General features: G+C 46.4%; 21 protein-coding genes and 1 pseudogene. 2 read left to right on the top strand and 20 right to left on the bottom strand.

Annotated elements, in window-relative coordinates; all coding sequences use genetic code 11:
* Window positions 1-19: 19 nt before the first annotated feature.
* The 11 genes and pseudogenes from KNP03_RS05585 to KNP03_RS05635 form a co-directional block, all read right to left on the bottom strand.
* The gene (locus KNP03_RS05585; RefSeq protein ID WP_214826447.1) at window positions 20-1,249 is read right to left on the bottom strand and encodes a toxic anion resistance protein; all 1,230 of its coding nucleotides are present in this window, start codon (window positions 1,247-1,249) and stop codon (window positions 20-22) included.
* Entirely contained in the window at window positions 1,233-1,955 is a 723-nt protein-coding gene (locus KNP03_RS05590) for a 5-bromo-4-chloroindolyl phosphate hydrolysis family protein (RefSeq protein ID WP_214826449.1), read from the bottom strand. Before KNP03_RS05590 ends, KNP03_RS05585 begins: the two co-directional genes overlap by 17 nt.
* 200 nt (window positions 1,956-2,155) lie before the next feature.
* Window positions 2,156-3,520, bottom strand: a complete 1,365-nt coding sequence (locus tag KNP03_RS05595; protein ID WP_214826451.1) for a sodium-dependent transporter — start codon at window positions 3,518-3,520, stop codon at window positions 2,156-2,158.
* 129 nt (window positions 3,521-3,649) lie between these two features.
* The gene (locus KNP03_RS05600; protein ID WP_214826453.1) at window positions 3,650-4,522 is read right to left on the bottom strand and encodes a diacylglycerol/lipid kinase family protein; all 873 of its coding nucleotides are present in this window, start codon (window positions 4,520-4,522) and stop codon (window positions 3,650-3,652) included.
* A complete protein-coding gene (locus KNP03_RS05605; RefSeq protein WP_420827879.1) occupies window positions 4,519-6,033 on the bottom strand; it encodes an ABC transporter permease/substrate-binding protein in 1,515 nt (504 codons plus the stop codon). The genes KNP03_RS05600 and KNP03_RS05605 overlap by 4 nt, the downstream gene beginning before the upstream one ends.
* A 1-nt stretch (window position 6,034) precedes the next feature.
* Window positions 6,035-6,751, bottom strand: a pseudogene (locus KNP03_RS05610) (ABC transporter ATP-binding protein); the annotation flags it as partial.
* 109 nt (window positions 6,752-6,860) lie between these two features.
* Window positions 6,861-7,595 (bottom strand): 3D domain-containing protein, encoded by a 735-nt coding sequence (locus KNP03_RS05615; RefSeq protein WP_214826464.1) that lies wholly within the window; start codon window positions 7,593-7,595, stop codon window positions 6,861-6,863.
* A 234-nt stretch (window positions 7,596-7,829) separates the two neighbouring features.
* Window positions 7,830-8,285, bottom strand: coding sequence for a GDYXXLXY domain-containing protein (locus tag KNP03_RS05620; RefSeq protein ID WP_214826466.1), 456 nt, complete (start codon window positions 8,283-8,285; stop codon window positions 7,830-7,832).
* Window positions 8,282-9,466 (bottom strand): DUF2157 domain-containing protein, encoded by a 1,185-nt coding sequence (locus KNP03_RS05625; RefSeq protein ID WP_214826468.1) that lies wholly within the window; start codon window positions 9,464-9,466, stop codon window positions 8,282-8,284. Before KNP03_RS05625 ends, KNP03_RS05620 begins: the two co-directional genes overlap by 4 nt.
* Window positions 9,467-9,481: 15 nt before the next feature.
* Window positions 9,482-9,682: a DUF2187 family protein gene (locus KNP03_RS05630; RefSeq protein ID WP_214826470.1), complete on the bottom strand. Its 201-nt coding sequence runs from the start codon at window positions 9,680-9,682 to the stop codon at window positions 9,482-9,484.
* 41 nt (window positions 9,683-9,723) lie between these two features.
* A complete protein-coding gene (locus KNP03_RS05635; RefSeq protein ID WP_214826472.1) occupies window positions 9,724-10,350 on the bottom strand; it encodes an NUDIX hydrolase in 627 nt (208 codons plus the stop codon).
* 114 nt (window positions 10,351-10,464) lie between these two features.
* On the opposite strand from KNP03_RS05635, the gene KNP03_RS05640 reads away from it, so the two are divergent.
* Window positions 10,465-12,006: an FAD-dependent monooxygenase gene (locus KNP03_RS05640; protein ID WP_214826474.1), complete on the top strand. Its 1,542-nt coding sequence runs from the start codon at window positions 10,465-10,467 to the stop codon at window positions 12,004-12,006.
* A 41-nt stretch (window positions 12,007-12,047) separates the two neighbouring features.
* Here KNP03_RS05640 and KNP03_RS05645 read toward each other — a convergent pair whose 3' ends face one another.
* The gene (locus KNP03_RS05645) at window positions 12,048-12,299 is read right to left on the bottom strand and encodes a hypothetical protein (RefSeq protein WP_214826476.1); all 252 of its coding nucleotides are present in this window, start codon (window positions 12,297-12,299) and stop codon (window positions 12,048-12,050) included.
* Between the two features lie 95 nt (window positions 12,300-12,394).
* Here KNP03_RS05645 and KNP03_RS05650 point away from each other — a divergent pair, with 95 nt between their 5' ends.
* Window positions 12,395-12,694: a hypothetical protein gene (locus KNP03_RS05650; RefSeq protein ID WP_240544487.1), complete on the top strand. Its 300-nt coding sequence runs from the start codon at window positions 12,395-12,397 to the stop codon at window positions 12,692-12,694.
* 33 nt (window positions 12,695-12,727) lie between these two features.
* Here KNP03_RS05650 and KNP03_RS05655 read toward each other — a convergent pair whose 3' ends face one another.
* The 8 genes from KNP03_RS05655 to recU form a co-directional block, all read right to left on the bottom strand.
* Window positions 12,728-13,303 carry a nuclease-related domain-containing protein gene (locus tag KNP03_RS05655; protein ID WP_214826478.1) on the bottom strand — a complete coding sequence of 192 codons (576 nt, stop codon included), beginning with the start codon at window positions 13,301-13,303 and terminating at the stop codon, window positions 12,728-12,730.
* A 15-nt stretch (window positions 13,304-13,318) separates the two neighbouring features.
* On the bottom strand, window positions 13,319-13,615 hold the full coding sequence (gene gpsB / locus KNP03_RS05660; RefSeq protein WP_214826480.1) for a cell division regulator GpsB: 297 nt from the start codon (window positions 13,613-13,615) through the stop codon (window positions 13,319-13,321).
* 4 nt (window positions 13,616-13,619) lie between these two features.
* Entirely contained in the window at window positions 13,620-14,165 is a 546-nt protein-coding gene (locus tag KNP03_RS05665) for an SLOG family protein (protein WP_214826482.1), read from the bottom strand.
* Complete coding sequence (locus KNP03_RS05670) at window positions 14,162-15,325, bottom strand: ribonuclease H-like domain-containing protein (RefSeq protein WP_214826484.1); 1,164 nt, start codon at window positions 15,323-15,325, stop codon at window positions 14,162-14,164. Before KNP03_RS05670 ends, KNP03_RS05665 begins: the two co-directional genes overlap by 4 nt.
* Window positions 15,322-17,571 (bottom strand): DEAD/DEAH box helicase, encoded by a 2,250-nt coding sequence (locus tag KNP03_RS05675; RefSeq protein WP_214826492.1) that lies wholly within the window; start codon window positions 17,569-17,571, stop codon window positions 15,322-15,324. The genes KNP03_RS05670 and KNP03_RS05675 overlap by 4 nt, the downstream gene beginning before the upstream one ends.
* Window positions 17,572-17,591: 20 nt before the next feature.
* A complete protein-coding gene (locus KNP03_RS05680; protein WP_214826494.1) occupies window positions 17,592-18,149 on the bottom strand; it encodes a hypothetical protein in 558 nt (185 codons plus the stop codon).
* A gap of 80 nt (window positions 18,150-18,229) precedes the next feature.
* Entirely contained in the window at window positions 18,230-20,842 is a 2,613-nt protein-coding gene (locus KNP03_RS05685) for a transglycosylase domain-containing protein (protein ID WP_214826501.1), read from the bottom strand.
* A 19-nt stretch (window positions 20,843-20,861) separates the two neighbouring features.
* A complete protein-coding gene (gene recU, locus KNP03_RS05690) occupies window positions 20,862-21,452 on the bottom strand; it encodes a Holliday junction resolvase RecU (RefSeq protein WP_214826504.1) in 591 nt (196 codons plus the stop codon).
* Window positions 21,453-21,711: the final 259 nt, after the last annotated feature.

A 21,711-nucleotide genomic window follows, 5' to 3' on the forward strand; every position in this document is an offset into this window, starting at 1 on the left:
GATGTCTCAGACTTCCCTTTTAATATCCGGTCTCTTTTGGCAATTCTTTGTTTTTGGCCGCAATCTCGATCACTTTTTCTTTTAATTCATGTTCCATCCGGTCAAGTTCACGTTCGGCTTCACGACGTTTTTGCTTGCCTTCTTGTTGGATTCGCAACGTCTCGTCAAGCGTAGACAACAAGTTCTCATGTGCTACTTTTAATGACTCGACTGACACGATTCCCTTTTCATTCTCTTTGGCGATCTCAATCGAAGAGTCTTTCAACATTTTCGAGTTTTGCTCGAGTAACTGATTGGTCGTCTTCGTGACATCTTGTTGCATGCGTAGTGCCGTCTTCTGTCTTGTCAGACTGAGCGCGAGCACGACCTGGTTTTTCCAAAGTGGGATTGTGTTGACGACCGCCGACTCAATTTTTTCGGCCAGGATTTGGTTGTTCTGTTGAATGACACGAATCTGAGGAGCCATCTGAAGACTGATTGTCCGGCTCAGTTTCAAGTCATGTAACTTTTTCTCAAACCGGTCCGCTAACTGAATTATGTCATTCAATTGTTGGAGTTTCACCTGGTCTTTTGAAACCTCTACTTCTTGGCGAAGTGGGGCGATTTCATGGTCACGCACGTGATCCAGTTTTGTCTCACCCGCTGCGATATATACATTCAACTCTTCGAAATAGCGTTTGTTTTTGTCATACATTTGATCGAGCATCGTAATATCTTTCATCAGACCGAACTTGGCACGGTCTAAGTTATGAATAACCTCTTCAAGGTAGACATTCATTTTCTCGAATTGGAGTTTGTAGTTTTCAGCTTTCTTTTTTGCACGTCCGATGAGCGGGAGGTTGTCAACAAAGCTTTTCTTCTCCGGCTGAAGCATGTCCGGGTCCATCTTTCGAACGTTTTGCATCAAATCGGATAGGAGTTTACCTGCTTCACCACCATCTTTCATTCTGACTTCTGTCAAAATTTGATCTGAGAACTGAGATAGTTCCCGTTGGACGTTTGATCCAAATAGCATGACAGAATCCGTTTTCTTAATATCAATCGACTCGGCAAGGCGGGTAATCCGTTCACGATGTTCTTGCGGAACGTCCGGCTTCGCTTGAATCGCAGGAACCTCTTTTTTCTCTGACATAGATGACCAGTCGACTGACGGGTCACTAAATGATTCCGTGTCCGTTTTCGTTTCGGTGTTCGACGTCAAGTCTTCTTCTGGCCATGACTGCCAGTTTGATTCATTCGATAAAGTCATGTTTCTTTCTCCCTTCCGGCTGGTCTGCTAACACTCGCTCCATCATAATCAATTCCCGTTCAAAGTCGACGGCATCGTCCTCTAATAGACGGCTCCGTTGTTCTTTGAACTTGTCGACGATGAGTCGCATGTTCGTAATCAGTTGCTCCCGAGTCTCTTCTTGAATGACGACCCGTTTTCCTTCTAACTCGCGGAATTTCAAGACAACAGAAACGAGTGAGTCCAGATAAAACGTGAACAGGTCACGCACATGTTTGGCATCTTGAGGGTTTTCAAAGAGTTCCGAGAACAAGTCATGTGCTTCTTTGGATACGGCTTTCATTTCCTGACGAACTTCCGTATCTTTAATTTCAGGTAGCACGCGATCGATTTGTTTTAGCTTTTCGTATCCTTGTTCAATCGTACGCTGTAAAAATTGAAGTTCTAAATCATCTGTTGCTTCAAACTGTCGGACCGGTTCAGGTTCCTCGATCGGTTTTAAGATGCGAGACCCTGAGAACGACTCTTCTTCATCGAGCAGGAGTTTTTTCTTCGCCCTCTTTGTAACCGGTGCGGCGACCCGTTGACGTTGCCGACGTTTATTCGTCGACCATACTTCATTCAACACGAGTGCCCCGACAATGATGAATAGCCAGGAGAAATCGAATACGTTAATGGCAAAATATATGATTGCCCCTGTCAGGGCCCATTTCATCCATGTTTTCATTCTTTCCACCTCACCTTATGATACTTCTATTGTACCTTACGAACCCCCTCAAAAAAAGTTTCGTCATCCCTATCATCTTAGCATAATATTTTTCCTTTCTACCTCGGTCGTAAGAATGATAAGCGACCTCATATAGCCATACTTTCCCCTTACGAACCGAAAAAAACCGCAGACGCATTCGTCTACGGTAAATTACACATTTACTTATCGAGCCACGTGTTCACCCACGTCCATACCATTACAATCGCAACCGTGACAGGAATGACGTATCGGATGAGTCCATGCCAAATCGGATACAGCTTCACACCCGGTTCAGATGTTTCAATCTCATCTTTTAATATACGCTGATCCACGACATAGCCGACAAAGATCGATGTCAATAACGCACCGAACGGCATCAATATATAACTGACGATGTAATCCATCGTGTCGAAGAACGTGCGCCCACGCCAGATGACCACATCGCTTAACAAACCGAATGATAAGGCGGAAGGCACGCCAATCGCAAAAACAAGGGCAGCCGCCGACACCGTGATCTGACGTTTTGACAGCGTCATTTTTTTCTCATTCAGTCGGTCGGTCACCCCTGCAACAACGACCTCGAGCATGGCAATCGACGAAGTGATCGATGCGAAAGCGAACAATAAGAAGAACAACACCATGAAGAAACCACCTAATGGCACTTGTTCAAACACCGCCGGTAGGACGACGAACAGAAGGGCAGGTCCTTCTGCCGGGTCTAGTCCTGAAGCGAACACAGCCGGGAAAATCGCGAGTCCCGCCAACAAGGATACTGTGATGTTGAGTAACACGATCATATTGGCTGAGCGGTTTAACGTCCCTTTCGTCTTAATGTACGAGGCATAGGTCAACATCGCCGCAACACCAAGTGAAAGCGAGAAGAACGCCTGTCCTAAAGCAAACAACACAGACTGTCCTGACAGGGCAGAAAAATCAGGTTGTAAGAAGAAACGAACCCCTTCCATCGCCCCATCCAACGTCAAAGAGCGGACAACGAGGACGAGAAAACTGACGAATAGAAGCGGCATCAAAATCTTGCTCATCCGTTCGATCCCTGCCTCGACACCTTTTAGTACAATCAAAAGCGTAACGAGCAAAAATAAAAATTGTCCGAGCACGGCGATCCCCGGTGTGGAGACGACATTCTCGAATACCGCTCCGAATTCATCCGGAGTCCGGTCGTTTAATGTCCCACTCAATCCAAGAGCGATATAGATGAGAACCCATCCGCCGATGACACTATAAAATGAGAGCAATAAGAAGCATGCAAGCACGCCTAAATAGCCAATGATTGACCAATTCCGATGACCGAGTTGTTTAAAGGCGAGTAACGCTGTTTTTTGCGTCGAGCGACCGACAATGAATTCTCCGATCAATAACGGGAGTCCAAGTAAAAGGGTAAATGCTAAGAACATAAGAAAGAAAGCCCCGCCTCCACTCGTCCCTGTCACATATGGAAACTTCCATATGGCTCCAAGACCGATGGCCGACCCTGCGGCTGCTAAGATGAATCCAATTTTTGAGGCGAATGAATTTTGCGCCATGTGTACCCCTACTTCCTGTTTTCATTTCATTTTCATAAGAATAGTGAAATACTAACACGGTTCAGGTGCCTTCACAATAAAAAAACAGAGAAAAATCTGAATACTTTTCTCTGTTTTCTTCAAATCGGATTATGGGGTCAAAAATGTTAGTGCCTCTTTGTCAAGCTGAATCGACATCCGTTCCGTCTCAAAATGTTCACCGTCGACATCGATGATTTGCGGTTGTTTCAATTCGACTACGAGTTCATCCGTTTGGATGTGTGCCCATTCAGTTGAAGACTGATCAAGACCGAGCTGTTGGGCCAACAGTTGACGTATCATCGGAAAACCGATTGCGGAACTATGCACGACTTCCAATAAACCGTCCGAAAAGGATTGCGTCTCCAGTTTGGTAGGAACCGTTCCCAGGTAGCTGCCGTTTCCAACGTAAAGGAAACTGACCTCTCCTTCAAACAATACGTCGTCTCGACGCGATAACTTAATATAGAACGGGTCTGCTTCACGAAATTGCCGAATCGTCGCCAAAAAATAACCGATCGAGCCCAACGTTTCTTTTTCATTCGGGTCGATTTGTCGGGACGTGTCGGCAATCAATCCCACTCCGATAAAGTTCAGTGCGTAACGGTCACCGATTTTAATGACATCGACCCGTTTCTCCCGTAACATGTTGATGACTTTTGCCGCACGACTTGGCTCAATCGGGAGTTCGAGTGCTCGCGCGAAGTCGTTACACGTACCACCAGGGATCAGACCGATGACCGGACGTTTGTCTCGAGGCAGTTTCATCAGGCCATTGACGACTTCATGTAACGTCCCGTCGCCTCCAATCACAATCAAATGATCAAACGATCCACTTTCCTCCGCAAATCGTGAGGCATCCCCTTCAGCCAATGTTTTCTTGATAATGATTTCATCATAGTGCGATTCGATCGTACCGATCACTTCACCGAGCATCGTCTCACTCGTACCCGATTTCGGATTGGAGATGATCATTCCCTTCATAGTAATCCTTCCTGTTCTAAGAAGTCTTTGGCGACGTCGTACGCGCGTTCTTTCCCGTAGGCGACACGGCGGTTCAATTGAGACATCTGCTCATCGGTAATTCGACCAGCCAACTGATTCAACGCATCCTCGATTTCCGGATACTCTTCGAGTGTCTCTTCCTTCATCAAAGGAGCGCCTTGGTATGGTGGGAAGAATTGTCGGTCGTCCTCCAGAACAACCAACTCATTCTCTGCGATATCCGGGTCAGTCGCATACGCATCGACAAGATTGACATCTCCCCGAGCGATTGCTCGATAGCGTAACTTCTGTTCCATCGAAACGACCGATGGGAAATCAAAGCCGTACTCTTCCTGTAAACCAGGGTAACCATCTTCACGATCGGTGAACTCTAATGTGAATCCCGCTTTGATGTCAGATTCCACATTTCGCAAATCGGAAATCGCTGTGATCCCTTCTGCCTCCGCATAATCTTTTGGAATCGCCAAGGCATACGTGTTATTAAACTTCATCGGTTCCAGCATGACATAGCCATCCTCTTCGAGGGCGGCGCGTGCCTGTTCATACACTTCACGCGCATCATTCGAATTCGGTGTCTCCTTCACAAGACTCGCCAGCGCTGTGCCCGTGAATTCCGGATAGATGTCGACATCCCCTGACTTCAGGGCTCCCCATACAAACGTCGTTTCCCCAAAGTTCGGTTTGACGGTGACAGACAAGTCGGTCTGGTCTTCAATTAACAGTTTATACATATTCATCAGGATTTCCGGTTCTGGACCGAGTTTGCCCGCCACGACGAGGTCGGATTGTTGTGTCCGGCCGAAGGCAAGCGGCGTCACAATGATTAGAGCGAGCACCGTCGAAGCGGCGATCAGTTTCGTTTTATTGCGCGTCGCTGTGGCACCTTCCATCTGTCTTAACAAGAAGTCAAACAGAAGCGCCAAAATTGCGGCAGGCACTGCGCCGAGCAAGATTAAGTAATTATCATTCCGGTTGATCCCGAGCAAAATCAACGTCCCCAGTCCACCTGCTCCGACAAGTGCTGCAAGTGTCGCCGTTCCGACAATCAGGACCATTGCCGTACGAATCCCTGCCATGATGACCGGGAGCGCGAGCGGCAACTCCACTTTCATTAAACTTTGATTTGGTTTCATCCCGCATGCCTGCGCAGCCTCTAATAGGGATTTATCCACCTCGTTCAGCCCCGTGAACGTATTTCGTAAGATTGGGAGCAGGGCGTAGAGAACTAAGGCAATGATCGCTGGCAGCGCACCGATTCCGACAAGGGGAATCATTAACCCGAGCAACGCCAGAGAAGGAACCGTCTGAATGATTGCGGTCACCCCGATTGCCGTCTCGGCAATTTTACGTCGCCGTGTCAACCAGATTCCTAGCGGTACTGCAATGAGCACTGCAATGAGTAACGAGACGACAGACAATTGCAAATGCTCGATGAGCGCTTCTACAAGTTGACCTTGTCGATTTTGAAACGTCTCAAGCATCCTGCTCACCTCTTCCTCGTTGTGTAAATTCCAAGACGTACGGGTCATTACTTGCCAAAATCTCGTCCGGTGTTCCAACGAGCATCAGCTCACCATCTCGCATCAACGCAATCCGGTCCCCGAGTTTCATCGCTTCTTGCATATCGTGTGTGACGAAGAGAATCGTCTTTCCTAATTCATCGTTCAAACGTTTGATGTCATCTTGTAATTGCCCCCGACTAATCGGATCGAGAGCTGAGAACGGTTCATCCATCAAAATGACATCCGGGTCGGCCGCGAGTGCACGGAGAACTCCGACGCGTTGCTGTTGACCACCGGAAAGCTCCGCCGGTTTTTTCGAACGTAATTTTTCATCCAGACCGGCGATCCGCATTAGCTCGGTCACCCGCTCCTTCGTTTTTTCTTTTGGCCATTTTAACAGTTCCGGAACGACCGAAATGTTCTCTTCGACTGTCAAATGTGGAAATAGCGCAATCTGTTGCAGAACATAGCCGATGTTCCGCCGTAATTCATAAATATCGAATTGATAAATTTCTTTGCCATCAATCAGTATTTTTCCGTCCGTATGATCAATCAATCGATTAACCATTTTCATCGTCGTCGTTTTCCCACAACCCGACGGACCGATTAATACGAAAATTTCCCCTTTATCAACATTTAAACTTAAATCCTTGACGGCCAACGTCCCGTCATCATAACGCTTCGACACATCCCGAAACTCAATCAACCCGATCCCTCCTTGGTAAATCCATTATGGAAAGTCAAATTATAGTTTGCCCGTTTCCAACGATTGTTAAACAAAAAAGGCTCTCCATCTAGGAGAACCTAATCGTGATTTAATAGATTGTAACCTTCACGTGACGACGACCCCAGTTTATGGCATCGCGCTTCGTATCGACTAAGAGATCGACGATATGACCTCTGATCCGGCCACCGGTATCAAGGGCAATGGCATCACCAATGCCTTCAACGTGGACGACAGAGCCGAGCGGGATGACAGATGGGTCAACCGCAATGATCCGCATTCCTTTATAGTAGATTGAATCTGTCACGTCATGCCCTGTTGCCGTTAAGACACGGCCCCCATACGTTTTGTTGTCACCGGCATCATTTGTGTATGCCGTGGACTCAACCGTGATCACTTTCTGACTCGGGGCTTTTGTTGAGGAGACAGGAGTTGCCGTGACTTGTGTCGTTGATTTGGCAGCCTCGGCTTTCGCTTTTTCTTCAGCTAAACGCTTTGCTTCTTCTGCCTGACGTTTCGCTTCTTCTGCCTGACGCTTCTCTTCAGCCTGGCGTTTTTCTTCAGCGATTCGTTCTGCTTCTTGTTTGGCTTTTTCTTCAGAGAGACGACGTTCTTCTTCTAAACGTTTCTCTTCAGCAAGCTTTTCTTTGCGCTCAATTTCTTTTTTTCGTTCTAATTCAATTGCTTGGCGCTCGAGCTCCAGTGGGTTTTGGACGATTTTTTGCTGCGTCCCCACCCCGATCTGCGCGGCGTCGGCAGTAGATGTGAATAAAAGGATTCCGAAAGTTGTCATTAGAATCATAAGTGTATATTTTATAAATTGCATCGTAGTAAGGTCATCACCTTTCTCGTTATGTAACGAACAAAAGTAAATTTACCACTTTGCATCGCTGTGGAGTAGTCATTTTAACGAAGTGAAATATTCCTGACATATGACGTGTAATCCGGTTACAGATTGTAACATTTACGAAAAACGTTGATATGACGGGGCTTAACAAAAAAATTACAGAACCGTTACAATAAATGATGTAACAATTCTGTAATGTTGTTGTCATTTGAATTATTCTTGTATCGGACTCAAATCATGCGGGCGTACCATACCCCACGGAGCCACATCGACCTGAATGGTGAAGGATTGTTTCCCCTCGATTTGGTCGACATCGTCTGCCGGGACACGATACGAACTGATTTCTTCTATATAAACGAAACGGTCATAATAGTTTCCCTGAACACCGCCGAAAAACGGTTTGGATTGAATTCGGTCAATGACGGCGTAACCGTCCTCCCCTTCTTTGAAGGTTACATAGACCGTACCTGTCTCTACATCTTGCCGTCCCTCTAAGCCATCATACTCTAAATAGATGGAATCATTAAAATACGGGTCATACGGCTCGTACGTGGATACTTGAAACGTATACGTCGTCCCAAACCAGGAAACCGCATATAAAAGTAAGATGAAAAGTATCGCAATCGCCAACTGCAGTACGGGAATGATCCAAACTCTCAGTTGCTTCATGACTGTACATCTCCTCTCGTCCGGCTACGCCACCATAGGGCGAGTGAAAGCGCGAAGACAATCAACGCTCCGATCAAGAAGAACAGTGAGATGTCTAAGCGGTCCCAGACATAAATGAAGTAAATCGTCATCTGAACGAGCAAGAAATAGATGAAAGCAAAGATGGTCGGTTTTCTCGTGACATCTTGTCGAATCAAATACGCTAAGGCGACCCCTTCAATCAAAATGGCCAGCAAGATCCCTGTATCTTCGAACAAGGCAAAAGGGATGACTGCCAAAAAGCTGACCCAAATCAATTCTTCCCGTCGATGAATCAAAAAGAGTGCGACGAGGACGACCGATAAGATCGTGGCCTCCCATATCGAAGGTGGACGTTGTGAGAGCCATCTCTCCGTCACGTTAATTAAATAACCTAACGACAGCACAGCCGCTGCAAATAGATACATCGCCTGCCATGTCGCCTTCTCACGATACACCAGGAACAGGCCGTGAAGGATCACGAGTGCCCAAAGGGGCCATAATCTGCCATCATAGTCAAAGTACTGGCCGACCATTATGATCAATCCGTAAAAACTTAACCAGGCGAAGATGCGGTCAATTGAAGCAGGGACGAAATGAAACCAAGCCCAGGTCACGATCAAACCAAAGATGATGAGCGTCAATCCCACCCCTTCAAAGCTGTTCGTGTTTGCCATAAAAGCAGTGATTGCTGCAATCGCCGTAAAAATCGGGTGTTCGTATAAAATTTTGTGAAGAACCGCCATCGCGAAGAAAATCCAAAATAGCCACGACAGTTGACCTGACAAATGATACGTCACAAAAATCACAGACATGGTCGCAATAAAGAAGGCAAAACCGAGTACACGAAACAGGGTGACATATCGTGGCGCACGCGTTTGAAAGCGTTCAGCTGCGACATACATCCCGATCATGAATAAGAGAAAGATTCCGACTTTAACGAGATCAGGGATTGCCTGCCAATTGGCCGCGACAAAGCTGAATAAACTGAGTGCCAGTAAAATCGAGCCGACAATCACTAAAATAGGCGGCTTGTGCTCACGTTTCTCACTAGCCGCCTTCTTCTTATGCTCATAGTCGACTAGCCTTGCACCGGTCGCTTCGTCTAACAAACCCGCCTCTTTCCATTCAAGCACTTTTTTGTCAATGGACACTTGAATCATTCCTTTCGAAAAAGGTTAGCTGGCGCGTTCAATCAATTCCAATTCTGATTTTAGTAAAACTTGTTTCTCGAATTCGAGGCCGAGTTGTTGAAACTCTTCCATAATCGAAACGTCTCCAATAACGGTATTTGTCAGCACGGCAGTTACTTCCGCAACCCATCCTTCACGTGTTGACTTGACAATATCACCAATGAGGAAATCTTCCGGCACAACCATTCACTTCCAATCTACAATTTGTTTTTATCATTATAACGAAATTATATCGGTTTGAATACGTTTTCTTTAATCCGATTAATAAATTGTGTCAGAAATTTACCAGTCAATCCCCAAATAATGTAGTCTTCATGTTCATAAAAAGGTTCTTTCATTTTAATTACCCGTTTTTTGTACGCTTTAGCATTCGCCATTCGATCGAGCGGGATGTTTTGATCAGGGCTCATCGTCCATTCCATCTCTCCGTGAAACGGATCCATACTCAACAGCGTGGAGAGCGGGACAGTGAAGATATGATCGACTTCATCTGTATGATGGACGTCAGGTAACGTCGAGAGAATGCCGACGAATGGGTAAATCAGTTGGCGGTGAGGTGTTGCGAGCGGGCGAAGCTTGCCGATGACCTCAACCTGGTGCTCGTCAATCTCCAATTCTTCACTCGTCTCTCTCACAGCGGCTTCGACCGGCGTCTCTCCTTGTTCAAGCCGTCCTCCCGGAAAGGAAATCTCGCCTGGCTGTTGACGCATCGTATGGGCACGCACTTCAAATACCACATGCCATTCCCGTTCCATTTGAATAAGCGGGATCAGTACAGCCGCCGTCTCCTCATAATCTTCCTCCATCGTGAAACTGCTTCGCAGTTGTTGTTCATTGATCCAAGGATGCACCATGTTCGGGATCACCTCTCATTTTATATTTTTTCATTCTACACGTTCAGTCCCAACTCCTCGTTTAAAGGTGTCAGATGTCGGAAATATCAGTATTAATGATAGGAGCTGATCATTGTGGACGAACAAGTAGACGTATTGATTGTCGGAGCGGGACCGACCGGCCTCACATTAGGATTGACGCTCGCCAAATACGATATCTCTTTTAAAATCATCGACCGGAAAACGACGCCTTCAGATAATTCACGGGCAATCGGGATTCAACCTCGCACCATCGAGGTGTTTTCGCGTTTAGACCTGGCAAAAGACGTATTAGCGCGTGCCCGTACAATCGAGCGGGGAAACCTCTATTTTTCCGGTCAATGGACGGCCAAGTTAGAGTTTTCGAAATTGGTCACGCCATATCCGTTTGTCACACTCCTGAGACAAAACGAGACAGAAGCCATCTTAGAAGATTCGTTAAAAGCACATGGTCATGTCGTCGATCGGGGAGAAACACTCGTTTCCTTGACCCAATATCCTACTAAAACGGTGGCGCATCTCGAGTCGGCAGACGGAGCGCACCGTCACGTGACTTCAAAGTACGTGGTCGCCGCCGACGGAGCGAATAGCTCGATTCGTCGAATGCTGGCCTTGCCTTTTAGCGGTAAATCCTTCAGAGAAGCTTGGGTGTTGGCCGATTTGAAAGCCGCTTGGCCGATTTCAAGAGAAGAAGTTCATATTTTCTTTTCCGAACAAGGGGTTCTAGAAGTATTCCCCCTTACGAACGACACCATTCGTATTACGGGAAATTTAAGAAACGATGAATCGTTTGATGAGTCGAAACTGCGCCAACTGATCGAACAACGCAGTAAGATGCCGGTTCGAATCGATGAGATCGAATGGTTCTCCCTGTTTCGCGTACACAATCGAATGGTCGACTCGTTCATTCACAATCGAGTGATTTTAATGGGTGATGCGGCGCATATCAATTCACCTGTTGGTGGACAAGGAATGAACACGGGTATTGCTGACGCATTCAACCTCGGTTGGAAGCTCTGGCTTCACTTGAAAGCTGGTGCCTCCCACAGCGTTGTAGCCAGTTACGCGGATGAACGGGAACATGTGGCTCGAAATGTCCTCCAAACAACGAACGTCGCGACAGAGATGCTTCAAACGACTTTGCCTGTTCTGTTACCGTTCCAGGCTTTCGGGGCAGACGTCTTTACCCGGGTCAATCTCGTCAATCAAAAAATCACGGAACGAATCTCCCAACTCCATCTTTCCTACAACAAGCCACTACGGCTTCCGTTTCGAAGAGTGGCTGAAGGAAAAATCTTTCCGGAGACTGAAATATTGCGAGCAGACGACGGTTTTCGTATGAAGATCTCTGAAATTGCCGATGGCCGGTTTCAAGTGCTCGTCCTTGATGACGGCAAACGTGACTTGGCGAAAATCTATGACTATTTGAATCGACAACATGCGTTCATTCAGGTCATTACCCTATCAAAAAACAGCCGCCCATTTTTTGACCAAGGGAACGAACTCGCAAAATCGCTATTTATGCGCCGGGGAATTCTTGTCATTCGTCCTGATGGATATTTGCTTCATAAACAACACCATGTCAGGCTTAAACCGCTTCAAGATAAATTATCGTCCTGGCTCCCGCATTCTTTATAAAAAAGCTTCACTCTAAATGGAGTGAAGCAATGAATTATTGTTTATTGTTCCTGATTGTAGTACAACGTACCGGGTTTTGAGAGCGTCAGGTCATAAAACGCCTCGAACGCCTCGACATCCTCCAGCTTACGAAAATCTACTTTCTTCGTCTCTTCATTTGGAATGGCGACGATGATGCCCTCGGGTGTCGACTTAATCATTCCGGTTTGTCCGTTATGAATTCGAATATATAATACATGCTCTTTTTCCAGTAACGAGACAGCTTCTCGTCGTGATTGGACCGGTGTTTTCATAATCATCCCTCATTTCCATTTCAGTATACCGTCCGTCCGTTGTTGCTTTCAACTCGACACACCATTAAAATTGTGTAAAGAAGGGGTTGAATGCATTGGACATCGAAATCAAAACAATCTTTATTCTGACCCTGGCTGCCTTATTCGTTATTCTTGTAGCAATCCGTACAGTCCGCAACTTACGATGGATTCGCTTCGGAGAAGCGTTTGGGAAGCAAGGGGAAGAACTATTGAAAGATTATGAATATCTGATTGAGCACGGCATCACGTGTCGGGTCGAGCAAGGACTTCCGACCGGGAAACTGATGAGACCGCTCGCCAAAAACCTTGATGATCGCGTCGCACTTTTCGTCCATCGACAAGATGCTGCAAAAGCACGAGACTTATTAAAATGACTAAACCGGGTGAACACGCGTCACCCGGTTTTGTTATGTATGTGTTTGGCGTTCGGAACAATAATACGCAATTTGTTTAACGGTAGGCTCTGCAATCGAGTCGACTTTCGTTTTTCCGACGACACGATCCACGATATCGAATGAGGTAGAACAGTTTGCTTTGACACGTTCCACTTTTAGACGTTCCGCCTCCGGGAAAATCAAAAATGAATTGACCGGAACGGCTTGACCGCATTCTCGCTTCAACAAGGCGCGCACTTCTTTCGTGACTCGATCCAGTTCTTCAATCGGATGAGGGTATACTTGCTTCCACCCAAACTGTGACTCGGTCCGGCAAATTCGATTTGTCAAATGGACGGATGCCGACGTTCGATTGATTTGTACAAGAAATACCCCTTTTGGGCCGACGAGCACGTAATCAAACGTGGATTCACCGAGCTGTACTTGTTCAATCATCATCCAATCAAAGCGACAGGTTTGTCGAATTTGTTCAACCAATTGATCTGTATAGGATTTCGGAGGCATAATCACTTCCTCTTTCATCCGGAACAACCCTTTTGTCTGTTGTTTAATAGGCTTTTTTTCAGCAGCCGTCAACACTTGCAACATCGATTTCACCCCCTCTTATTCACTAGGCCCGACTTGTTTTCCAAATACCGCTTTCTCCAGGTTCGAGATGCGTCGTAGCATATCATAGTTCGAGGCCACAGGCTGGGCCGGTTTAACGGCTTCGACTTTTTCACTCGTATCCCGTCGTAATGCGTCATTTTCTTTTTGAAGACGCTCGATCTCTTTCGTCATTTTTTCATAGTCGCGGATGACGACATCTAAAAACTGATCGACTTCTTCTTGCGAGTAGCCACGCAATGCCGTTTTAAATTCCTGTTTATAAATGGCTTCTGCTGTTAATTCGGTTTGCATCGTATCACTCCCATTGTTGTTCCCATTGTTTTTCTTCCTCGATCACACGTAAATCTTCCTGTGTGATCAGAAAAATCTCCATATTCGGTTCACGTCTTGCCCCTTCGACTAAAAATCGGGGGCTTCCACCCGTTTCTTCGTCAAAAAGTGTGATAATTCCTTCGGCTTTCTCCAAAAAGAAGGCGGTTTTTGCACGTAGTTGACTCGGATCTTCATACGGTCTCTGAGTCAATGCCTCAAAAAAGTCCGCTTCCAGCTGTAACTGGACAAAAATTTCCTGTTCATACGGCTTATAACGTTCATCCAGATTCAAAAATGGGGGGAAAACCGCAATTTTGATCGGAAAAGTTTCTCTTAACTCTAACAATACTTGTCCCGCCCATAATTCACAACCGTTCGTTCCACTAAAAATGAACCATTCTGCACCAAGCTCGATGACTTCAAGTATTTTTTTCCGGTACGCCTCTTGAATAATCCCGATTCCGGGGTGGTCAGCTTTAAAAATACCAAGCTCATGAGGCCGGTATCCGGTAATGGCCACTACTTTCATAATCGTTTCCTTTCTAAACGGGCGAGCCGATGCGCCAGTTCTGCCTGTTCTCGGGAAGCCGTTTGCTTCAACACCGTCTGCTTCCGTTCGGACAGTTCAATCGCTCGCTCCGTATATTGAATGGCACGCTCGATTTCTTTCGTCTTATGTTCTGTATATTTTGCGAGTTCGACATAAGCGTCGATGGTTTGAAGCTTTTCTAATATGGAAATTGCCTCTTCCATCCTCCCGGCTCGTTTCAGGAGCATCGCTTGTCGCATTTTCGCTTTTTTCGACGGATTTTTTAATTGGTTATATTCTTTTAAGGCATGGTCCTGTTGCCCTAAATCGTGTAACCAATGGGCTCGTTCTTCGCCAAAATCATTCGCTTCCTCGTCCACAAGATGACTGAGTCGTTTGTATAGCGACACGAGACTCAAGCAGTCTGCATGATGGTGCTCTAAGACAGGGACCAAAATGTCCGGGTTCCGCTCTTTCACATATTGAAAATAATGCATCGGCGCCAAGAAACCTGGTAAATCATCCGTCCGTTCGTGACCGAAATAGGCTTCCACGGCTTTTAAAGAAACCGAATCGAGTTTAGGCTTGAGCAATCGTCTCGCTGCGTGTAAGAGGTCAACGTGGCCGACGGATGGTAACTGTTTAACACGCGTTTTGACAAATGTATGCCTTGTTTTGATTTGTGGCCAATCGAAAGATTTTCCGTTATACGTCACAAATCTTACGTCATCCCCAATGTCATTTAAGAAATGGTAATAAAATGCGGTTTCGAATGCCGGATGCGGCAGGACGTACTGGGTCATTTCCAAATGATCCTGTTGAAACCGGGCAAAGCCGATTAAAAAGATCGATGTCCCCGATCCTCGTAGTCCTGTCGTCTCGGTATCCATGAACAATACTTGTTCAGGTGAGAGGTCGACCGTGAAAAACGGATGGGTCGATGACATGGCTTCCTTCGCCTCGATAAACGCATAATCATGATAGATGTCGTTAAGCGGATAGGCTTTCCGGAGACGGACACACCACTCGCCTTCAAACGTCAAGATTTCGCCGCCTTTTTCCATCCACTTTTGTTGTTCGATCTCGTCCGGTGTAACCTCAGGATGATTCGTTTCTTTCGTTTCTTTCGTTTTGATCAATCTAGATAATTTTGCTTTCATAACGTTCCTTTCAAAGCGTTCAACTGACGGACGACTTGCCGTTTAAAGTCTCCATAACCGATTGTTCCTACACATCGAGGACACCCACTTTCACAAGGGCAGTCGGATACTGTCAAGATTGCCGCTTCCAATACAGCATCGGCATCTTTATAGAGTGCTTCACTCAATCCAATCCCGCCTGGATAACGGTCATATAAATAGACAGTCGGCTTATCGGTATGGGTCGACTTCATCTGAATCGTCGTAAACAAGTCGAGCGTGTCACACATCAAATATAGCGGCGCTAACCGGCGTAATAAATCACTGACCGCCTCTAACTGATCTTCCATATCAGCTTCAGAGTATGCAAACCGCTCATCAAGGGTAAACCAGGTCGCCGTCGTATGCAATTCGCGCTCCGGCAAATGAATCGGGCCCGATCCGATATTTTCATGTGTTCCAAATTTGATTTTTTTGAAAAGGGTTGCCATGGCAATCACAGACACTTCACCAAACGTTTTGACCCCATCCGTTTTATTCTCTTCTAATACTTTCAATTCAACCGCCAAGTTCGCATCGGTATAATAGTCGACATCGACGCGTCGTACATAGGCTTTCTTCTCTTCAAAATCAAGCTTCTCCACCTGGTACTGTTCGGCGCCGTGCAGGTAGATCGCTTCATCGTGTAGCAAAGTCATGGCACTGAACGTATCCATTTCGCCGATGACCTGATTTTTTGCTGATTGATCGACGATGACGACGTTTTCCTGGTCACTTGTTCGTAAAGAAATATCGTGGGCAGGGAATGAATCCGTCATCCAGTAGTATTTGTCGGCCCGTTCATGCAACACGTGTGCATCGGTCAAAAACTCTAAAATGTCCTCCGTATCCACTGTCCCAAATTTTTCTCCTCGTTGAAACGGGAGTTCAAACGCCGCACACTTCACATGATCGACGAGGATGATCAAATTGTTTGGATCGAGTCGGGCAGCTTCCGGTGAACGTTCTAAAATCATGTCCGGTTGTTCGACAACTAATTGGTCAAGCGATGAAGAAGAGGCGACGAAAATGACGAGTGCTTCGGAATGTCGGCGCCCTGCCCTTCCCGCTTGTTGCCACATCGACGCAACAGTACCCGGATAACCGTTCAGGACACACGCCTGCAACTGACCGATGTCGACACCAAGCTCAAGTGCGTTTGTCGATACAACAGCCTTGATTTCGCCATTTCGTAACCGACGCTCGATCTCTCTTCGTTCAGAAGGCAAATAGCCTCCTCGGTAACCGACGATTGATTTGGGACCGAGTTCCCGTCGCGTGAGTTCTTGCAAATAGGTCAGCAACACTTCGACACGGACTCTCGAACGCGCGAAGACGATCGTTTGGATATTCGCTTCGACAAGCTTTGAGGCAATCCGCTTCGTTTCGAGCGTTGCACTGCGACGTATACCGAGCGCTTCATTAACTACCGGCGGATTGTAAAATACGAGATGCTTTTTCCCTTGCGGTGCCCCGTTGTTATCAATCAACGTCACCTCTTCCTCGGTCAATCGTTCTGCCAACTCGAGCGGGTTTGCAATCGTCGCAGACGTCATGATCCACTTCGGGTTGCTCCCGTAGTACGCACAAATTCGCTTCAAACGACGGAACACGTTTGCGACATGACTCCCGAACACCCCGCGATACGTGTGCAATTCATCCACTACGATGTATTCTAAGTTTTCAAACAGCCGAATCCATTTCGTATGATGCGGCAAAATGCCGGAATGAAGCATATCCGGATTCGTGATGACGATATTTCCCGCATCCCGTACCTTCGTACGGGCGGCTGGGGACGTATCTCCGTCGTAAGTGAAGCAACGTAAATCTCCTTCGAGCGCTTCCACCATTTCCATCAAATCACTATTTTGATCCTGTGCAAGCGCTTTGGTCGGATACAAATAAAGTGCACGCGCTGTCGGTTTCTCAATCATTTTTGATAAGACGGGCAAGTTATAGCAAAGTGTTTTTCCTGACGCGGTAGGCGTCACGATGACCGTAGATCGCCCACGCGACGTCTGTTCAATCGCCTCAGCTTGATGCGTATATAATTGCTCGATTCCACGATTTTTTAAAACCGTCGCGAGTTGCTGTGGCACGATATCTGGAATCGGGACATACTTGGCTGGTTTTGCATCGACCGTGTGCCAATGCGTCACATTTTTGGAGAAGCTCGGCTCATGCCGAAGCGTCTCAATCATTTCTTCAACGGAACGGGTTTTCCGCATGATATCCCCCTCTTTATTTATCAGCTCGAAGGTGCAAGGTCCGCTATAATTTGCCGGACTTGACTGATGCGTTCATCACGCAATAATTGCGTCACAGCAGGTAATCGATAAACATTCATTCGGCGAAACGACTCCGCTACCAGCTCATTTTCCACTTCTAGTCGAGTGAGCGCATCCCGAAAGAGCTGTTGAGATGCACGGCCGAACAAAGCGATCGTATGTAGCTTTGGACATTTCGAATGAACAGCCAGCAAATGTTTGGCATAGCGTTGCACCGTTTTATAATACTCTTCTTCGGATGAAACATTTTGACGTCGTCCGCGAAGGAGAGCAGGATAGTAGGATTCATCACCGAAAAACATCGTTTCGACGCCTATCCGTTTTAAATAGGCGTGACCGACCGTTTCGGCAACAGCTTGATCTTGGATGAGACGGCCGAATGGAATCGACTCCTTTAAAAGTAAACGTGATAATTTCAGACCATTATGTCCACTAAGCGGTAATCCATCATCATCAGCCTGTAATCGATCGATGACAAACAACACTTTCATCTTTCGTTTTAAAGCGAGTTGAACCATGTGTCACCATCCTGTTCACTTTCTTTTCATTATAACAAACGAAAAGAAAAAACAGGGCGCACAAAGTCGCCCTGAATCCATTAGTTATTGCCATTAGATGAGTTTCCGTTACCTTGGTTAGGTTTAGAAGTCGATTGACTCTCTAGCTGACTTCCATTCCCTTCATCGGTCGTTGGTTCGTCAGTAGTTGGTTCGTCAGTAGTTGGTTCATCCGTTGTCGGTTCATCAGTGGTTGGTTCATCCGTTGTCGGTTCGTCTGGATTCGTAGAATTTGAACCGTCGTTGTTTCCATTCCCGTCCGTGTTCCCGTTGTTCTCCTCATCTGACTCTCCATCATTCGAATTGTCATCTTCTTTTTTCTCTTTATCTTCTTTCGGATCTTCTTCCGGTTCAATCGTATATGAAGCTTGCGCTGCATCAGATTGTTGGTCACCTGTTAACGGATTTGTTGCATTCGCAACAATCGAGTAGACTGTCTCACCTTCGGAAAGGTTGGCGATGTCGATACTCGTCTTATCGGTTGTACCGACGACCCGTTCTCCACCGTCGGCGTTTTTCTCCGTCACGGTGAAGGTGATGTCCTTGTATCCTTCAGCTTTTGCAGCATCCGTATCATATGACCAAGAGACTGTTCCTTTTTTCGACTTTTCATCGTAGCTGACTGCGGCCTCGGTCGGCGCGGAAAGCTTCTCCGGTTGTAAGTCTTTCGGTTTCGTCCCTTTTACATAGAGTTCCTTACCAAGAGACAGGACCGAATCCGGTCGTTTGAACGACGCTGGACGACCTGTCGCATTCGTCACTTGTTGCATCATATATTCGAAGTAATATTGTGCGTAGTTCGGATCATTCGCTGATTCACTCGTTCCACTCATTCTTCCTTGCCATACCGAAATCGAGTAGTCAGTCGTATAACCGGTGAACCACTTGTCTTTCTGTTCGTTCGTCGTTCCTGTTTTACCTGCGACATCCCATGGGAAGGCACCTGGATTGTATGTTCCATTTGCCCCACTGACGACGTCACGTAACATGTCTGTCAACATGTACGCTGTGTAGTCTTCCATCGCCTGCTTCGGTTTCACAGGAGAACTAATGCTCGAACCGTCATTGAACTCAATCTTCTTGATCAAGTGCGGTTTTGTGTACATCCCATTCGTACCGAGCGCCGCATAGGCGGCCGCCATCTGTGTCGTACTCGCCTGGGCCGCACCGAGTGCATTTGATTCATATAACTCACCGTTTTCTTTCACTGGCTCGATGCCAACTTTTTCGACGAATGACTCAATTGCCTCTTGTCCATACTGGTCGCGTACTTCCTGGAACGCCCGAACCGCGGGCGTGTTACCCGAAATCGTCAAGTAATAGCGCATCGTGTTCGGACCACGATACCCTTCATAATAGTTACCAGGAGAGTAATCTCCTTTTAGTTCAGCATCTAACAAGATTTTACCCGTTGACCATTGTCCGTTCTCGATCCCTGGACCATAGTCAAAGAACGGTTTTGCGGTTGAACCGATTTGGTGCTTTTCACGAGAATAATCACGATATGTCTTATCCCCTTGCTTCGCCTGCTGACTGTCAATGATGGCGACGATTTCACCTGTTTTCGTATTCAATACTGTCGCGCCCATTCGCAGTTCATCAGCAGGAAACTGTCCATTCGGAATATTTACATTGTCTGACTTGATGTCGCTATTAAATTTCGTGTGCAATGCTTTATTGATTGACGTATATACTTTGAGACCTGTCCCGTAAATGTCTGACTGGTCCAATCCATAGTCTTCCTCAAGCTCAGCTTGCACACGTGAATAGATGGCACGAGTGAATGCTTCTTCTTCCGTTTCCTCACCAGGTGAGATGACGTCGGCGATATCTACTTCGAGTGCCTCATTATACTGCTCTTCTGTAATATGACCATCTCGCTTCATCGCCGAAAGAACTTGTTCTTGGCGATAACGTGTGAGTTCCTGGTCCCCGTTGATTGGGTCATAGGCGCTCGGACGTTGCGGAAGACCGGCTAAGATTGCAGCTTCCTGATAGTTCACTTCTGAGACCGGTTTATTGAAATACCGTTTTGAGGCGGTTTGTACTCCATACCCGCCAGTACCATAGTAGTTCTTGTTCAAGTACATTTCTAAAATTTGTTCTTTTGTATATTCGCGCTCTAGTTTGAGCGCAAGCCATTGCTCTTGAAGCTTCCGTTTCAACTTTTTATCTGTCGAAAGGAAAGATTGTTTGACGAGCTGTTGCGTGATCGTTGAACCACCCTCTGCGCCAAAACCGTCTGTCAAGTTCGCGACGACCGCTCCACCAATCCGGCGAAGGTCAATCCCGTTATGCTCATAGAAGCGTCTGTCCTCGATCGAAACGACCGCTTGTTGCATCACTTCAGAGATGTCATCGATTGAGACATACTCTCGTACTTGTCCACTTCCCTCGAGAGGCTCCCCTTCGGCTGAAATGAGTTGGATTGGATAAGTGTCCACGAGCATCTCTTCGTCAAGCGGAGGTGCTGTCGCAATTGCGTACACTGTATAGGCACCGAATGCGATGACAGCCGTAATAAATAGAATCATAGCGATTAAAAAGATGCGTCTCCACATCGGCTTTTTAGCTTTTGTTTTCGGTTGCTTCCCAGATTTTTTGCGTTTACTTGGCGTCGAGTCATTACGACGCGCCATCCTACTTCGCTCCATTCATGGTTCACTCCTTCATTCAATCGAGCCATTTGTCTACGACCGTCAAATAATCGACGGCCGGCAAGGCTCTCGTTGGTACTTCATGTGCTTCTTTTTCAATATAAGTGAGCGGAATCGATTTTCGTCCCGTCTCTCGTTCTCCCCACCATTCAAACAATTGTTCGGCGGTTAATACATATTGCGTATTATAGCGACTAAAACGAATGATGACAAAACAAATCCCTCCGTGACGAACACATTCTCTCATATGTTGTATTTGATGGTCATGAAAGTTTCCGAGTGGAAAGGATGTCTTATTATTCGTTTCTTTTGCTTCAAAGTCAATGTACCTTCCGCGGTATACCCCGTTATAATCGGTCGTTGACGCTTGCTTGAAGTATGCTTCCGTCACTTTTGCAGCGCTACGCTTCGGATAGTCGACTTTGACAATTTGAAGTGGGGTCGGCTTTTTATGGATGACCGCACGCTGATGGATTCGATAAAACTCATTCGTTTCATTCAATAACGTTTCTAGATTCATTCCTCGGTTCGCATAGGTTGGTGCGCTCGCCGTTTTTTTAGAAACCTCATTTGACTTTGCTTTTTTTCCGTTTGGATAATGGAACAATCTCGTCACCCCACGTATACAGTTTAACAGGTTGATCCACTCGTTCCTTCCGTCTCGAGTCTGATTGTCGATTCTTGTCGTTTGACTCTTTCGTGGATTTGCCGCAATCCATATCGTACCAAACTCCGGTATGTTAAACTAGTGGGTAGTAGATTGTGTATCCAAAATGATAAGCTCTTGTCACGAATCACAATCAATATTTTTCTATGATAACTCTTCTATCAAATAACCATCAGGAAGAAATATTAAACCTGATTGA

The organism is Exiguobacterium algae, from assembly GCF_018617875.1.
In the GTDB taxonomy this organism is placed as follows: domain Bacteria; phylum Bacillota; class Bacilli; order Exiguobacteriales; family Exiguobacteriaceae; genus Exiguobacterium; species Exiguobacterium algae.

Excerpts from the sequence above, each read along its gene's own strand:
- KNP03_RS05620 (WP_214826466.1), bottom strand. The coding sequence starts at position 8,285 with ATGAAGCAACTGAGAGTTTGGATCATTCCCGTACTGCAGTTGGCGATT.
- KNP03_RS05625 (WP_214826468.1), bottom strand. The coding sequence starts at position 9,466 with ATGATTCAAGTGTCCATTGACAAAAAAGTGCTTGAATGGAAAGAGGCG.
- KNP03_RS05615 (WP_214826464.1), bottom strand. The coding sequence starts at position 7,595 with ATGCAATTTATAAAATATACACTTATGATTCTAATGACAACTTTCGGA.
- KNP03_RS05675 (WP_214826492.1), bottom strand. The coding sequence starts at position 17,571 with ATGCGGAAAACCCGTTCCGTTGAAGAAATGATTGAGACGCTTCGGCAT.
- KNP03_RS05680 (WP_214826494.1), bottom strand. The coding sequence starts at position 18,149 with ATGGTTCAACTCGCTTTAAAACGAAAGATGAAAGTGTTGTTTGTCATC.
- KNP03_RS05670 (WP_214826484.1), bottom strand. The coding sequence starts at position 15,325 with ATGAAAGCAAAATTATCTAGATTGATCAAAACGAAAGAAACGAAAGAA.
- KNP03_RS05630 (WP_214826470.1), bottom strand. The coding sequence starts at position 9,682 with ATGGTTGTGCCGGAAGATTTCCTCATTGGTGATATTGTCAAGTCAACA.
- KNP03_RS05590 (WP_214826449.1), bottom strand. The coding sequence starts at position 1,955 with ATGAAAACATGGATGAAATGGGCCCTGACAGGGGCAATCATATATTTT.
- KNP03_RS05635 (WP_214826472.1), bottom strand. The coding sequence starts at position 10,350 with ATGGTGCATCCTTGGATCAATGAACAACAACTGCGAAGCAGTTTCACG.
- KNP03_RS05600 (WP_214826453.1), bottom strand. The coding sequence starts at position 4,522 with ATGAAGGGAATGATCATCTCCAATCCGAAATCGGGTACGAGTGAGACG.
- KNP03_RS05645 (WP_214826476.1), bottom strand. The coding sequence starts at position 12,299 with ATGAAAACACCGGTCCAATCACGACGAGAAGCTGTCTCGTTACTGGAA.
- KNP03_RS05595 (WP_214826451.1), bottom strand. The coding sequence starts at position 3,520 with ATGGCGCAAAATTCATTCGCCTCAAAAATTGGATTCATCTTAGCAGCC.
- KNP03_RS05665 (WP_214826482.1), bottom strand. The coding sequence starts at position 14,165 with ATGAAAGTAGTGGCCATTACCGGATACCGGCCTCATGAGCTTGGTATT.
- gpsB (WP_214826480.1), bottom strand. The coding sequence starts at position 13,615 with ATGCAAACCGAATTAACAGCAGAAGCCATTTATAAACAGGAATTTAAA.
- KNP03_RS05685 (WP_214826501.1), bottom strand. The coding sequence starts at position 20,842 with ATGGAGCGAAGTAGGATGGCGCGTCGTAATGACTCGACGCCAAGTAAA.
- KNP03_RS05585 (WP_214826447.1), bottom strand. The coding sequence starts at position 1,249 with ATGACTTTATCGAATGAATCAAACTGGCAGTCATGGCCAGAAGAAGAC.
- KNP03_RS05655 (WP_214826478.1), bottom strand. The coding sequence starts at position 13,303 with ATGTTGCAAGTGTTGACGGCTGCTGAAAAAAAGCCTATTAAACAACAG.